This window comes from Stenotrophomonas sp. BIGb0135, from assembly GCF_024810105.1.
GTDB lineage: Bacteria > Pseudomonadota > Gammaproteobacteria > Xanthomonadales > Xanthomonadaceae > Stenotrophomonas > Stenotrophomonas maltophilia_AB.
On the sequence record NZ_JANUDX010000014.1, the window covers coordinates 57,991 to 72,665 of the forward strand.

A 14,675-nucleotide genomic window follows, 5' to 3' on the forward strand; every position below is an offset into this window, starting at 1 on the left:
CATGCGGACATGCCTGCTTTCCTGCGCACCCTCATCAGCCCGCTCAGCCTCGCCGGCCTGCTCACCATCATGGGGGTAGGGCTGTCGCTGGGCCTGCCCTCCGACGCCGACGGTGCGCTGCGCTGGGCCGTGCTCGGGGTGTTCATCGCCCTGTTCCTGGCCTACGACCACCTGCCACCGCGCACCCCGCTGCGCCTGGCCAGCGATGTGGTGCAGGCACTGCTGGCGTTGTGGCTGGCCTGGCTGGAACCGCGCGTGGGCACCGTGCCGGTGCTGCTGGTGGTGCTGGTGGCGCACCTGGCCGAGCACTGGTCGCCGCGCGTGGTGCTGGCCACCACGGTGGTGCTCAACGTGGTCCTGTACCTGGTGCTGCGCCACAGCGGCTTCACCCAGCCCTTGCTGATCGTGGCGATCTACGCCGGCTTCCAGGCGTTCGCCGCGCTCACCGCGCATTACGCGCGCAGCGCCGAGCAGGCCCGCGACGCGCTGGCGCGGGTCAACGCGGACCTGCTCGCCACGCGCACCCTGCTGGCCGATGGTGCCCGCGACGCCGAGCGCTTGCGGCTGGCGCGCGAGCTGCACGACGTGGCCGGGCACACGCTCACCGCGATGCGCCTGAACCTGCGCGCGCTGGCGGCCGACCCCGCGCTCGCCGGCCGCGAGCCGTTGGTGCAGGCCGAACGCCTGTCCGGCGAGCTGCTCGGCGATATCCGCCGCGTGGTGCAGTCCATGCGCGATGAGCGCGGCCTGGACCTGGCCACTGCGCTGCAGGCGCTGGCGGCGCCGTTCCCACGCCCGGGCCTGCGCGTGCGCATCGACGCGCGCGTGCGCATCACCCACCCCATGGTCGCCGACGCGGTGCTGCGGCTGGCGCAGGAAGCGTTGACCAATGCCGCCCGGCATGGCGATGCCGCTACGGTATGGCTGGACATCGACAACGAGGACGACGGCGTGCGCATCGACATCCGCGACGACGGCCAGCGCGCCGAGCGCATCCGCGAAGGCAACGGCATCACCGGCATGCGCGAGCGGCTCGCCGAGCTGCACGGCACGCTGGAACTGGCCCGGACCGACGCCGGTGGCATGCACCTCACCGCGCGGTTGCCGGCATGAGCGCGGTCGCGGCGTTGCGCGTGGCCCTGGCCGACGACCAGGCGCTGGTCCGCGCGGGCCTGCGCGCGCTGCTCCAGGGCCTGGGCGTGCAGGTGGTGCTGGAGGCCGATGACGGCCAGACGCTGCTGGATGGGCTGCTGGCCCAGCCGGTGGACGTGGTGCTCAGCGACATCCGCATGCCCGGCCTGGACGGCATCCAGGCGTTGCAGCAGGTGCGCGCGCGTGGCGACCGCACGCCGTGGCTGCTGCTGACCACCTTCGACGAAAGCGACCTGCTGCTGCGCGCCAGCGAGGGCGGCGCGCAGGGCTTCATGCTCAAGGATGCCGCACCGGAAGACCTGCACGAGGCGATCGTGCGGGTTGCACGCGGCGACACCCTGCTGCAGCCGGTCAGTACCGACCCGGTGCGTGCGCGCTATCGCTTCCACGACGAGGCACCGCCCAGCGATACCTTCGGCGAGAAGGAAGTGGCGATCCTGCGGCTGCTGGCCGGCGGCTATTCCAACAAGGAGATCGCGCGCAGCCTGTTCCTGGCCGAGGGCACGGTGAAAAACTACGTGTCCACCATCCTGGACAAGCTCGGCACGCGCGACCGCACCCGCGCGGTGTTGAAGGCGATCACGCTGCGGGTCATCTGAGGGACGGCAGCGGATCGCCGCGCTACGGCGACCCGGCCGCCGTGCCGGCGCCCTCGTCCTGCAGCGCCAGCCGGATCGATCCGGCCAGGTCGCTGCGGGTGAACGGCTTGGGCAGGATCGCGATGTTCCTGCCGACCGTGCCGCTGGCATCGATGTCGCGCGGGTAGCCGGAGGTGAACAGCACATGCAGCTCCGGCTTGTGCTGCAGCGCGCGCTTGGCCAGCTCCCAGCCGGACATCCCCGGCATCACGATGTCCGAGAACAGCAGGTCCACGGCGACGTCGGTGCGTTCCAGCAGGCGCATGGCGGACGGGCCATCGTGTGCTTCCAGTACGCGGTAGCCGAGCTGGCGCAGGGTCTCCACGGTGTAGGCGCGCACGTCGTCGTTGTCCTCGGCCACCAGTATCGTGGTGTCTTCCAGCACCTGGTACAGGCCTTGCCGCGGTTCTTCCAGCGGCCGGCTGTCGGGCAGCGGCGCGGCCGAGCGCGGGAACAGCATGGTGATGGTGGTGCCGGCGCCCGGGGCGGAATCCAGCAGCACATGGCCACCGGACTGCTTGACGAAGCCATACACCATCGACAGGCCCAGGCCGGTGCCGCGGCCCACCTCCTTGGTGGTGAAGAAGGGCTCGAACACCCGGGCCACGGTCTCGGCGGACATGCCGTGGCCGCTGTCGCGCACGCGCACCATCGCGTACTGGCCCGGGGGCACGTCCGGGTTCTGTGCGCTGAAATCATCGTCCAGGTGGGCGTTGTCCACCTCGATGGTGAGCCGCCCACCCTCGGGCATCGCGTCGCGGGCATTGACGGCCAGGTTGAGCACCGACGCCTCCAGCTGGCTGGGATCGATCTCCACGCACCAGATGTCCGGGCTGTGCAGCATTTCCAGTTGCACCAGTTCGCCCAGCGAGCGCTTGAGCATGTCCTGCATGTCGCTGACCTGCGCGTTGAGGTCGACCGGCAGGTTGCGCAGCGGCTGGCGGCGCGAGAAGGCGAGCAGGCGCTGGGTGACGTTGGCCGCGCGCATCACGCCCTTGAGCGCGTTGTCGAGCGCACGCCCGGCGTTGCCGGCGCTGTCGCCGAGCCGGTCGATCAACAGCTGGGCGTATTCCACGTTGCCGGCGATCACGGTGAGGATGTTGTTGAAGTCGTGCGCGATGCCACCGGTGAGCTGGCCGACGGCCTCGATCTTCTGGCTCTGGCGCAGGGCCTCCTCGGCCTGGCGGCGCGCGGTGGTCTCGACCGCTTCGGACACCACCGCGGTCACCTTGCCCTGGTGGTCGAGCAGCGGCCGGAAGGAGAACTCGAAGGCGCGCTTGCCGGTGGGCAGGCGCAGTTCCAGCTCGTGCCGCGAGGCGATCCCGGCCGCCGCGTCCAGCACGGCCTGGCAGACGATCGCGGGCACGCCCTCGGTATCGGCGAACCACGCCGATTCGCAGTAGATCGCACCGTGCACGTCCTGCTTGGTGGCCAGGATGGCGGCCAGCGAGGCGGAGTTGGTGTCGATGATCCGGCCATCCAGGGTCAGCAGGTTCTGGTGCTGGAAGCTGGATTCGAACAGCGCCTGCAGCCGGCTCTCGCTGCGGTGCAGGGCCGAGGTGCGCTCGGCCACTTGGCGCTCAAGGGATTCGTTGCTGGCCGTGAGCAGCGCCTGGGCCTGCTTCAGGTCGCTGATGTCGCGGGCCATCGCGTAGTAGCCCATGACCGTGCCGTCCGGGCCCAGTTCGGGCACGCAGTCCACCTGCGCATGCCGCGGCGTGGCGCCGCCACGCTGGGACAGCGTTTCGAAGCTGACCTTCTCACCCTGCAGCACCTTGTCCAGGTGTGCCTGCATCTTCTCGAAGGCCGCGTCGCCGACGATCTCGCGGGCATGCATGCCGACCAGGCTCTGCGGCTCGCGACCATGCCACTCGAAATAGGCCTGGTTGGCGAAGCGGTAGCGGTGATCCTGGCCGAAATAGGCGATCAGCGCAGGCAGCGAATCGGTGATCAGGCGCATCCGCTGGTGGCTGTCGCGCAGCTCGGCTTCCACCTGCAGCAGCCGGCGGCGTTCTTCGGCCTCGCCAATGGCGCGCACGATGGCGTCGGGCAGGCGCTGCAGGCGCGCCTTGACCACGTAGTCGCGCGCGCCGCGCTTGAGCGCCTTCACCGCCAACTCTTCGGTGAGGGTACCGGAGACGAAGATGAAGGGAATGCCGGGGGCGATCTCGCAGGCCAGTGCCAGCGCGGCGTCGCCATCGAAGCCGGGCAGCACGTGGTCGGCCAGGATCACGTCGAACCCGCCGCCGCGCAGCGCGTCCAGCATGCCCTGGTGCGTCCAGGTGCGTTCGACGGTGAACGGCAGCCCGGCGCGGCCGAGCTGCAGTGCGATCAGTTCGGCATCCAGCGCGTTGTCTTCGACCATCAGGATGCGGATCGGTGTACCCGGTGCAGCGTCAGCCATCTTTTCTGCTCTTGGCGCCGAACAGGGTTCCGTGCGGCGGCGGTTGATTGGTGATGCCCCAGAACATGCCCAGGCCCTGGATGGCCTCCAGGAACTCCTTGAAGTCCACCGGCTTGACCACGAAGGCGTTCACGCCCAGTTCGTAGCTGCGGATCAGGTCCTGCTCTTCGCGCGAGGAGGTCAGCATCACCACGGGCGTGCTGCTCAATGCGGCGTCGGAGCGGATTTCCTTGAGGACTTCCAGTCCGTTGAGCTTGGGCAGTTTGAGGTCCAGCAGTACCACCACCGGGCCGCCATGCAGGGCGCCCTCGTACTGGCCCTGGCAACGCAGGTACTCAAGCGCTTCCACGCCGTCCCGGACATGGGTCACGTCGTTCAGCAGCTGGCAGCGTGCGAGGGCGGCCATGGTCAGCTCAGCGTCTTTCGGGTTGTCTTCCACGAGCAGAATCGGTCGCAGATCTCTCATAGGTTGTCTCCAGTAGCAAAGGGGATGGTGAAGAAGAACGTCGCCCCGCTGCCCACCTCGCCCTCGGCCCAGGTGCGGCCGCCGTGGCGGGTGATGATGCGGTGCACATTGGCCAGGCCGATGCCGGTGCCTTCGTATTCGTCCGAATGGTGGAGGCGCTGGAACACGCCGAACAGCTTGTCGACGTAGCGCATGTCGAACCCGCAGCCGTTGTCGCGGACGAAGAACACGTCTTCGGTGTCGCTGCGCTGGTGGCCCACCTCGATCATCGGCTGCGGCGTATCGCGGGTGAACTTGATCGCGTTGGCCAGCAGGTTCTGCCAGACCAGCCGCAGCATGCCGGGGTCGGCCTGCACGCGCGGCAGCGACGGCACCTGCCACTGGATCGAGCGGCCGGCGTATTCCATGTCCAGCTTGTGCCGGACATCTTCGACCAGGGCGGTCATGTCCATGGAAATCTGACCCATCGTGGACCGGCCCATCTGCGAGAAGCTGAGCAGGTCATCCACCAGTGTTCCGGCAGATTGTGCAGACTCGACGATGGTGTCGAGGAATCTCTTTTCTGAATCGTTCAATCTTTCGCTGGCCGAGGCCCACAGCAGTTCGGAATAGCCGACGATGTGGCGGAACGGCGCACGCAGGTCGTGGCTGACCGAGTAGGAGAACGCTTCGAGCTCCTTGTTGCTGCGCAGGAGCTGTTCGTTGAGCGCGGCCATTTCCTCGGCCTTGCGCAGCACGATGTCCACGATGGCCGCGCGCAGTTCCAGCGCGGCGTCGCGGTCGACGGCGTTCCAGGGCAGCGATTGCCGGCGCACCGTTTCCTTCCACCCTTCGAACGAGGTCCGCGGGGTGAGCATGCCGGTGGCCTCCTTGCGCGGGTCGCCCCCCCAGCGCACGGTGCGCACCACTTCCGGGCGGAACCACAGCACGAAGCTGTCGTGCACCTGCGAGATGGAAATGGCCAGCACGCCGCTGGCCACGTCGGCGAAGGCGTCGGCCTCCCGCCATAGCGAGGGCAGGCGCTCGGTGAAGAACAGGTCGCCCTCGTGCTGCTGGGCGGCCAGCCATTGCACCAGCTGCATCACCTGCGGCTGGCTGGGGCACTCGCCATGCAGGATGCATTCGCCACGGTGCACGATCGCCGCGCCGGCCGATTCGGTCAGTGCCAGCAGGCTGTGCCGGTCGCGGCCCAGTGCCGCCATGAAATCCTGGTCGCCGGCCATGCGCGCCAGCAGGCGCACCTGGATGGCGCGGCGGGCGATGCGCTGCTCCACGCCCAGCGCGCGCTCTTTCAGCGCGATCTGCAGGGACAGGATCTGCCCGATGAACTCGCACGCGGTGCGGACGTGGTACGGCACCCGCCGTGGCTGCTGGTTGTGGCAGGAAATCAGCCCCCACAGCTGGCCTTCGCGCAGCAGCGACACCGACATCGAGGCGCCGGTCCCCATGTTGCGCATGTACTGCAGGTGCACCGGCGAGACGCTGCGCAGCGACACCGGGCTCAGGTCGGTGGGCGGCGCGGCGGCGTCGCCTGCGGCACGCACCAACGGCACCGGCTGGTAGTTGTTGTCGGCGATCAGCCGGACGCGGTTCTGGCGATAAAGCTCGCGCGCCTGCGCAGGGATGTCCGACTCGGGGAAGCGCAGGTCCAGGTAGCTGGGCAGCACGTCGTTGCGGTCCTCCGCCACCACCGCGCCGTTCCAGTCCTCGTCGAACCGGTACACCAGCACGCGGTCCAGCCCGGTGAGCTGGCGGATATGCGTCGCGGCGATGTCGCACAGCTCGGCAAGCGTGGGGGCGCGTTCGATCGCCTCCATGAAGCGGCGGATCGACGGGTACAGGTCTTCCAGCGAGCCCGGTTCGCCCGCCACCGGCTCCTCCAGCTCGACGATGACGTCTTCGCCAACGCGATGCGCCAGCACCTGGTGGGCGCCGTGGGCGCCGATGGCCTGCGCGCCCAGGAACTGCGTGGTCCCGGCGTCCATCGCGTCCAGCAGGGGGCGGCAGTGCGCCAGCGCACCGCCGAGTACGCGGTCGATCGGATGCCCCAGCGGATCGCCGTGTGCCTCCAGCACCGCCGCGCGTGCGATCGCGCGCGCCTTCACCGTCAGGCTGCCGTGCTCCAGCACGAGGATCATCCCGTAGGGCTGGATGGCGCCCGGCGTGCGTATCGGCTCGCTGGCACAACTGCTCAGATCCAGGGGGATGTGGCTGGAATTGCGTGATGACATGCTGTTGACTCCACCCATTGCCTTCGTAACAGAACCGCTCCGGCGATACCGCGGAGGCAAGGCCCGGCGGCAGCGCCTACGCCGATGCGGCGTGGAACAGCCCCATAGCTTGGCATATTGAGGGGCGGCTACCGGTGACGAACGGGCGCGCCTGGGCGGCGGCGTGACGACGGTGGCGTCAGCGGAATTCGGCCTCGACGTGGTGCACCACGCGGGCGAACGCGTCCTCCGCGCCCTGCAGCACGGCGGTTTCCTGCGGCGGATCAAGCACGATGGCGTCCAGTTCGGCGGCGAAGCGTCGCCATGTCGCGGCAACCCCTTGTGCCGCGGGGGCCAGGTGGCGCGCGCCGAAATCCTGGTGCAGGCCCAGCCGGGCCGCCATCTTCAACAGCACCGCGCCCCCGAGCGCCGAGCCCTCCACCACGTACAGCCAGCCCAGGCGATGGGCGAGCGTGCCGAGGTCCGGCGTGGCGGCAGAAGGGCCGGGGACGGGCACGTCCAGGTCGGCCAGGTCGCGTTCGATCAGCGACAGCCGCTGCCGTCCCGCCAGGCTCGGCAGCTGCCGCAACAGCACGGGGCACGCGTACAGGCCCTGCACATCGGCATACAGGCGATGATGCACGCGGACGAAGCGTGCAAACGCAGCGCGGCTGTCGAAGATGCCCAGGCCCAGGATGCGCTCGTCCACGCGGCGATGGGCCTGGTCGGTGCGTGCCTTCAGGCGCTGCGCGCGCGACAGGGCCGACGGCGGATCGGGCAGCGGGATCGGGTGGGGAACGGGCACGGGTAAGGCGGGTAGGAGTGCAGCGGGCATGTTACCAACGCGCCCGCGCCGGACCTCAGCGCTGCAACTGGCTGGAATCTACCTGGCGGCGGCCTTCCTGGGTGAGATCGATATCGCCATCCTCGGCCTGCGCGGCATAGCCGGCGGCCACCGCCCAGTTCGCCTCTTCGTCCGAGACCGGGCGGGTGGCGTTGATGTCCTCCAGGATGCGGCGCTGCGTGCTGGTCAGGCTCACGTGGGCGACCTGTCGGCACCCAGGGCGGGCACATCCCGCCGGGCGCGGATGGCGCGGCGGTGATTGATCCACCACACCAGCCCCGGCAGCCCATACAGCACGGCGCCGACCAGCAGGAAAATCTTGAATGCGGTGTTCATGATGTGTCGATATTCACGGGCGACAGCTGCAGTTCAGCAGATTCCCCGTGAAGCCCCCGTCCATCCTGCGCTACCGCCTGCATCACTTCATGCCCGCCCCACAATGGCTTTGTACCCTCGTGGTGGTTAGCCGCGGCCCTCCGCCGCCGCCTGCTGGAGTCACGATGGCCCCTGATCTGCGTCCCGATCCACCGTCCCCCGCGCGCCGCCTGCGCCGTTGGCTGCTGCGCCTGCTCGTCCTGGCCCTGTGCGCGCTGGCGGTGGGCATGCTCTGGAACAGCCGCTGGGCACAGCTGCCGCGGGCGCTGTGGACGGTGTCGCGGATGCCGGCGCCGAGCGCGCTGCCGGTACCGGTCGAGGGGGTGGCCGCCCGGCGCATCGCCGATACCTTCGGCGCGCCACGCGGGCGCGATCGCACCCATGCCGGGGTGGATATCTTCGCCAAACGCGGCACGCCGGTACGCAGCGCCGGGCCGGGGGTGGTGGCCGACATCCGCGACGGCGGGCTGGGCGGGCGCCAGGTCTGGGTGCTGGGCCCGGCGCGCGAGCGTTATTACTACGCGCACCTGGAGGGCTGGCGCGAGGGCCTGGCACGTGGCGAGGTGGTGGAGGCGGGCACGCTGCTCGGCTACGTGGGCGACAGTGGCAACGCCAAGGGCACGCCGCCGCACCTGCACTGGGGCATCTACGGCGCCGACGGTGCCTACGACCCCTTGCCGTTGCTGCGTGCGTGGACGCCGGCAGCAACCGGCACGCCACCGAAGGACCCATGATCGCAGCGGCCGCTCCGGCCGGGCCGGTGCGGGCCAGGCCACCCGGTCACCAGCTCTAGCGCGCAGGCGGCGTGTCGTTCACCGGCGCCAGCGCCTCCCCGAACAGATGGATCGCCTGCGCGATGGCAGCGGCGTGGGTGGCCTGGCGGGAGGCCGTGCCGCTGCACAGCGGCGGCATCGCCCGCTGGCCCGCCGGGGTGCAGATCGCCAGGAAATCGTAATGACCCACGTCGGCCAGCACCCGTAGGCCGGCCTCCGGGACCAGCGCGGCGAGCACCTCGGCGTTGCTCACCGGCGGCGCGACGTCATCGGCATCGCCGACCAGGATGGACAGCGGTTGCGGCAACGCGCGCAGGTGCGCCGGGGTCAATGCCTGCACGATCGCCGGCGCCATCACGAACACCGCGCGTACGCCGGGGATGCGGTGGTCTGCGGACGAGGCGGCCATGTAAGGCGCCAGCGCGGGCGCTGCGGCGGTGGCGATACGCGCCTCCAGCGTCATGTCCGGCGATTCCTGCTGCGGCCGGCACACGCCATCGTCCGGATGGGCGCGGCAGAACGCGATCAGCTGCGCCAGGTCCACGCGTGCGCCCGCCGCGACCAGCGCGGTGAAGCCGCCGGCCGAGAAGCCGGCCACGCCCAGCCGGCCGGCATCCACGTGCGGCCCCAGCTGCGGGTCGGCCTGCACCGCCGCCAGTGCGGCCTTGAGGTCCTCGGCGCGCTCCCAGCTCAGCAGGCTGCCGGCCGCCGTCATCGCGTCCACGCCGTTGTTGCCGGGATGGTCCACGGCGATCACCAGGTAGCCGGCGCGTGCCAGCGCGGTGCCGAACCAGCCCATCATCCGCGCGCTGCCGCCATTGCCGTGCGACAGCAGCACGGTGGGCAGCTGGCCGGGCGCGATGCCGGCATCGGCCGCGGCGCGGCCGACCTCGAACAACGGTGCCTCCGCCGGCCCGATGGTGATCGGCAGCTCGCGGGCATCGGCCGTGGCCGGATACCACGCGGTGTAGCGCACCGCATCGCGCTGGCCGGCATCGCGCACCGCGGCGCTCGCAAGCTGGGCCACGCCATGGCGCTCCCCCACCGGTGCCGGGGGCGGTGCGGCAACCACCGCGGTGCTGGTCATGCAGAGCAGCAGGCAAAGCAGCGGTACGATCAGGCGCATGCGGTCGTTTCCTTGCAGGATGTGGGGTCGGCCAGCGGCAGCCAGATCTGCATGCCGCCGTGGCCGGTGGTGGCGTCGAAGCGCGCGTCGTAGCGCTCCAGTTCGGGGCCGTCGGCCAGGCTGAGCCCGGCCATGGGCAGGTAGTGGTTCAACAGCCAGTACCAGGTCGAGCGTATCGCGGAGATATGGCCCGCGTGCCAGGCCACCACGTAGCGTTGCGCCGGTATGCGCACCCGCTGCCATCCTGGCGGCACTGCGGACGCGTCCGCCACCTCGATGCCGGCGATGTAGTCGAAGCCGCCCTCGGCATCGCTGTTGCAGCAAACGCCGTAGCGGACGGCACCCGCATGCGTGCACTGCAGCGCCAGCGCCTGCCACTGCGAGGGAATCCCGGCCACCGACGCGGCATGGTGGCGCGCCCCGATCCCGGCCACCTGCAGCGGCCCGGCCGTCTGGATCCGGGGCGGCTGCGCGCACGGCACGACCACGTCATCGAGCTTGATCGCCTCCACCAGCGCGATGTCGCCCAGCCCGTGCGCGCGCACGTGCTCGGGCGTGCGGCCGAACTGCTCGCCGAAGGCGCGGGTGAACGTGGCGTGCGAGGCATAGCACGCATCCAGCGCGACCTTGAGGATGTCCTCGGCACCACCGGCCAGTTGGCGTGCCGCCTGGCTCAGGCGACGGCCCCGCAGGTAGCGCACCAGCGCCGTGCCGGTGGCAGCCTGGAACAACCGCGACAGGTGGAACGGCGACAGCCCCACCACCCGCGCCACGTCGGCCAGCCCGATCGGCTCGGCATGATGGCTTTCGATGTACCACAGGGCCCTGTGCGCCGCGCTCATGCCGGCTCCGTGTCGATGGACAGGCCCGCAGCGTAGCCGAGCACGCACGGGCCCGCTTGGCCGTTCTTGCGGTGGCCGCTTCCCCGCCGCCATCCCCGGCGCCAGCTCCCCCCTGGCCTGAGCCGCCTGCCGCACCCGCCTGCACCTGGCCGTCAGGCCACGCCGCGCAACCATGCCGCGATCGCATCGTGCAGGCGCGGATGGGTGGGGACGGTGATCCCGAAGGCATCGCGCAGCACCGTCAGCACGTCCTGCACGTCCGCCAGCGGGCGGCGCTCGCTCGGCTGCCCGATGCGATGCACGCTGTAGACCCCCGCACCGAGCGTACGCCGCCAGCCCGGGCCGGCCAGCGCCGCCCGCAGTTGCCCGGGAAACGAGGAGGCCGGGTGCGTGCAGACGTACCAGTTGCCCAGGACATGGTCGACCGGTTCCTGTACCGCCAGGTCGAACCGGTACAGCGGCCGCCATTCCTCGCCGATCTGGACCTGCAGCAGGTAATACGGTGACTGCAGGTCCAGCCGGTAGCGCGCGTGTGGCGTGGCCTGCGCAAAGCGGTGGTCGAGCCGCAACGGGCCGGTCGGGGTAGTGCCGCCAAAGCCCACGTCGGCGATGTACTCCACCCCCTCGATGCGCACCAGCACCAGCATGTGCGTGCGGGGTGTCGCCGTGTCCGTGGTCTGGCCCATCACCACCCGCGCGCTGATCGCGCGGGCGTCGAAGCCCACGGCGTGCAGCAGCGCCAGGAACATCCCGTTGAGTTCGTAGCAATACCCGCCACGCCCTTCCTGCAGCAGCTTGTGCTGCACGCTGGGCAGGTCGATGGCGACCGCATCGCGCAGCAGCGTGGTCAGCGTTTCGAACGGAAAACAGGCGTTGTGGCGTGCCTGCAGCTGGGCCAGCGTGGCCAGGGTGGGCGTCGGCATGCTGTCCATGCCGAGCCGGGACAGGTACATGGCAAGAACGTGCGGATCCATCGGCAGGCCATCGGAGGGAAGGTGCGTGCACTGTGCCGGCTCAACCACGGTTGAGGTCAAGGCACGAGGCGGCGGGTGGCTGAACGCCGGCACCGCCAGACCGCCTGCCGTCATCGTGCCGTCGCCTGCGCCCGCTACAACGGGCCATCGGCGGCACGCGCGGGTCGCCGGTTGAACCTGCCGCTAAAGTCTGCGCCCGGCCGGCCGATACCGATGCGTCTTTCCGCCTGGAGTACGTGATGTCGGTCGTTCCCCGCCGCCCGCTGCCTGCGCTTGCCCGCCTGGGCCAACACCCTTCGTTCCGACCGCTGGCCGCGCTGGCCGCCTCGCTGCGCCGCTTCAGTGTCGCACGCAAGCTCAAGGCCGCGCTGGTGGTCTGCGGCAGCGGCCTGCTGGTGGTCGCCCTGGTCTATGCCTGGACGCGCTATGACAGCGCCCACGCCGCAGCGACCTTCGCCGCCCACCAGCAGGACGCGGCGCAGGCTGCTGCGCTGGCCACCGAGGTCGCCGAGGCGCGGCGCCTACAGACCCGCTATGCGATCAGCTTCGACGATGCCGACCGCAGTGCATTGCACCAGGCACAACGGCAGTTGCAACACTCGCTGGCATCGCTGCAGCGCACGCCGCACGACCCGGGCAGCGCCGCTGCGCTGCGCGGCCTGGCAGAGCGCGTGCAGGCCTTTGCCGACGGCATCGCCACCCTCAATGAACGCGCCGACGAAATGGGCCGTGGCGAGGACGGGTTGCGCGCGCAGCTGGAGGCCAGCGCCGCTGCACTGGACGCACAGCTCGGTGACGCCGCACCGGCGGCACTGGCTGCACACTGGCAGGCGATGCGGCGCCAGGAGGCCCTGTTGCTGCTCAGCGGTGATTCGGCGCATACCGACCGCGCCAGCGAAGCCAAGCTGCCGTTCGAGCTGGCGTTGTCGGCCGCCGCGCTGCCCGCGGCCCGCCAGGACGCCCTGCGTGCGGGCATGGACGCGTATCAAGGTGCGCTGTTGGCCTACACCGCGGCGCGGGTGGGACTGGACGTGGAGGCCCAGTCCCTGGCCGAGAGCGCCGCGCAGATCGCCCCGGCGCTGCAGCGGTTGCAGCGCGCACAGACCCTGGCGCTGGACGCGGCACGCGCCCGGCAACAGGGGCAGGCACGTGCGATGACCGTGGTATTCGGCCTCACCCTGGCACTGGTGGCCGTGGTGCTGATCGCCAGCCTGGTGCTGGTGCTGCGCGCGGTGCGCCGGCCGATCGCCGACACCTTGCGTTTCGCCGAGGACATCGCCGAGGACCGCCTGGACAGCGTGCTCACCGTGCACAACCCGTACGACGAGATCGGCCAGCTCGCGCAACGGCTGGTCCACATGCAGCAGCGCCTGCGCGAGCGGATCGATGCCGAGCGCGCCGCCGCACGCGACAACGCACGTGCGCGCCAGGCCCTGGACAGCGCCCAGACGGGGGTGATGGTGATCGACCCGGAAGGGCGCATCACCCTGCTCAACCGTGCGTTGCTGGCCGCGTTGGCGACCACCGATGCCGACTGGCGCGGGCGACCCGCGTCGGCACTGCATCCGGCCTTTGCCCGGATCGAGGCAACCGGCAGGGGCGACGCGCCGGCCACGCACGAGATCGAACACGCCGGCACGCGCTACCAGTTGGTGGTCACCCCGATCATCGACCACGAGCAGTGCCTGGGCGCCGCGGTGGAATGGCGCAGCCGCGCGCTGGAAACCACGGTGGAAACCGAAGTGGCCGCGCTGGTCGACGCGGCCGCGCGCGGCCAGCTGCACGGGCGCATCGACGTGGCTGGCAAGCAGGGCTTCGTGCTGACGTTGGCCGTGAGCATCAACCGCCTGCTGGAAACCTTCCAGGGCAATCTTTCCGAGCTGCAGGCGCTGCTGTCCGCGTTGGCCCAGGGCGACCTGCGGGTCCGCATGCAGGGCCAGTTCGACGGCGTGTTCGCACAGATGCGCGACGACGCCAACGCCACCGTGCAACAGCTCACCGACATCGTTGCCCGTATCCAGCAGGCCTCGCTGGCGATCAATGGCGCGGCCGGGGAGATCGTGTCCGGCACCCAGGACCTGGCCGGGCGCACCGAGCGCCAGGCCGCACACCTGGAAGAAACCGCCTCCTCGATGGAGGAACTCACCGCCACCGTGCGCCAGAACGCCGATGCCGCCCAGCAGGCCAACCGGCTGGCGGTGCAGGCCACCGGCATCGCCCAGCAGGGCGGTGCGTCGGTGGCCCAGGTGGTCGCGCGCATGGAGGAGATCGCGCAGGCCTCCCGCCGCATCGCCGACATCACCAGCGTGATCGACGGGATCGCCTTCCAGACCAACATCCTGGCCTTGAACGCGGCAGTGGAAGCGGCGCGCGCGGGCGAGCAGGGCCGCAGTTTCGCGGTGGTGGCCGGCGAGGTGCGCCTGTTGGCCCAGCGCAGCGCCGACGCCGCGCGGCAGATCAAGGGCCTGATCGAGACCTCGGTGGACACCGTGGCCGCCGGTACCCGGCAGGTGGACCAGGCCGGTGCCACCATGGGCCAGATCCTGGGCAGCGTGCAGCAGGTCAGCGCGATCATGGCCAGCATCTCGGCTGCCTCGCAGCAGCAGAGCGCCGGCATCGAGCAGGTCGGGCAGACGCTGCTGCAGATGGACGGCAGCACCCAGCAGAACGCGGCACTGGTGGAAGAGGCCTCGGCCTCCGCGCATGCCATGGAGCGCCAGGCCGCGCTGCTGTCCGAGGCGGTGGCCGCGTTCGTGCTGGCCACGCCCGCAGCACGGCCGCCGGCGCGACTGGCGGCCGTGTAGCCGCTGCCGTACACCTGGCACTCACCTGCCTTCACTGGCCGCGTGCGTCGGTGCTCACTATCCTGCG

The 14,675-nt window shown here is 70.4% G+C and carries 13 protein-coding genes; 4 read left to right on the forward strand and 9 right to left on the reverse strand.

The annotated features are described in order from the left end of the window. Positions 1–9 precede the first annotated feature (9 nt). Both M2421_RS20105 and M2421_RS20110 read left to right on the forward strand, forming a co-directional pair. Complete coding sequence (locus tag M2421_RS20105) at positions 10–1,113, forward strand: histidine kinase (protein WP_259210113.1); 1,104 nt, start codon at positions 10–12, stop codon at positions 1,111–1,113. Then, positions 1,110–1,751 (forward strand): response regulator transcription factor, encoded by a 642-nt coding sequence (locus tag M2421_RS20110; protein ID WP_259210114.1) that lies wholly within the window; start codon positions 1,110–1,112, stop codon positions 1,749–1,751. Before M2421_RS20105 ends, M2421_RS20110 begins: the two co-directional genes overlap by 4 nt. A gap of 22 nt (positions 1,752–1,773) precedes the next feature. Here M2421_RS20110 and M2421_RS20115 read toward each other — a convergent pair whose 3' ends face one another. The 6 genes from M2421_RS20115 to M2421_RS20140 form a co-directional block, all read right to left on the reverse strand. After that, complete coding sequence (locus M2421_RS20115; RefSeq protein ID WP_259210115.1) at positions 1,774–4,194, reverse strand: hybrid sensor histidine kinase/response regulator; 2,421 nt, start codon at positions 4,192–4,194, stop codon at positions 1,774–1,776. Further along, positions 4,187–4,660, reverse strand: a complete 474-nt coding sequence (locus M2421_RS20120; RefSeq protein ID WP_259210116.1) for a response regulator — start codon at positions 4,658–4,660, stop codon at positions 4,187–4,189. The genes M2421_RS20115 and M2421_RS20120 overlap by 8 nt, the downstream gene beginning before the upstream one ends. Beyond that, positions 4,657–6,891, reverse strand: coding sequence for an ATP-binding protein (locus M2421_RS20125; RefSeq protein WP_259210117.1), 2,235 nt, complete (start codon positions 6,889–6,891; stop codon positions 4,657–4,659). Before M2421_RS20125 ends, M2421_RS20120 begins: the two co-directional genes overlap by 4 nt. 178 nt (positions 6,892–7,069) lie before the next feature. Beyond that, positions 7,070–7,675, reverse strand: coding sequence for a biliverdin-producing heme oxygenase (locus M2421_RS20130; protein ID WP_259210118.1), 606 nt, complete (start codon positions 7,673–7,675; stop codon positions 7,070–7,072). A gap of 55 nt (positions 7,676–7,730) precedes the next feature. Then, positions 7,731–7,910, reverse strand: a complete 180-nt coding sequence (locus M2421_RS20135) for a hypothetical protein (protein WP_259210121.1) — start codon at positions 7,908–7,910, stop codon at positions 7,731–7,733. Further along, the gene (locus tag M2421_RS20140) at positions 7,907–8,050 is read right to left on the reverse strand and encodes a hypothetical protein (RefSeq protein ID WP_259210122.1); all 144 of its coding nucleotides are present in this window, start codon (positions 8,048–8,050) and stop codon (positions 7,907–7,909) included. Before M2421_RS20140 ends, M2421_RS20135 begins: the two co-directional genes overlap by 4 nt. A gap of 164 nt (positions 8,051–8,214) precedes the next feature. On the opposite strand from M2421_RS20140, the gene M2421_RS20145 reads away from it, so the two are divergent. After that, positions 8,215–8,823, forward strand: a complete 609-nt coding sequence (locus M2421_RS20145) for a M23 family metallopeptidase (protein ID WP_259210123.1) — start codon at positions 8,215–8,217, stop codon at positions 8,821–8,823. Positions 8,824–8,878: 55 nt separating this feature from the next. Here M2421_RS20145 and M2421_RS20150 read toward each other — a convergent pair whose 3' ends face one another. The 3 genes from M2421_RS20150 to M2421_RS20160 all read right to left on the reverse strand — a co-directional run bounded on the left by M2421_RS20150 (position 8,879) and on the right by M2421_RS20160 (position 11,783). Then, positions 8,879–9,988 carry a hypothetical protein gene (locus tag M2421_RS20150; protein WP_259210124.1) on the reverse strand — a complete coding sequence of 370 codons (1,110 nt, stop codon included), beginning with the start codon at positions 9,986–9,988 and terminating at the stop codon, positions 8,879–8,881. Beyond that, positions 9,979–10,830 (reverse strand): AraC family transcriptional regulator, encoded by an 852-nt coding sequence (locus tag M2421_RS20155; RefSeq protein WP_259210125.1) that lies wholly within the window; start codon positions 10,828–10,830, stop codon positions 9,979–9,981. The genes M2421_RS20150 and M2421_RS20155 overlap by 10 nt, the downstream gene beginning before the upstream one ends. Before the next feature lie 152 nt (positions 10,831–10,982). Beyond that, on the reverse strand, positions 10,983–11,783 hold the full coding sequence (locus tag M2421_RS20160) for an arylamine N-acetyltransferase (RefSeq protein ID WP_259210126.1): 801 nt from the start codon (positions 11,781–11,783) through the stop codon (positions 10,983–10,985). A gap of 260 nt (positions 11,784–12,043) precedes the next feature. Between M2421_RS20160 and M2421_RS20165 the strand changes: the two genes are divergently transcribed. Then, positions 12,044–14,608: a methyl-accepting chemotaxis protein gene (locus tag M2421_RS20165; protein WP_259210127.1), complete on the forward strand. Its 2,565-nt coding sequence runs from the start codon at positions 12,044–12,046 to the stop codon at positions 14,606–14,608. Positions 14,609–14,675: the final 67 nt, after the last annotated feature.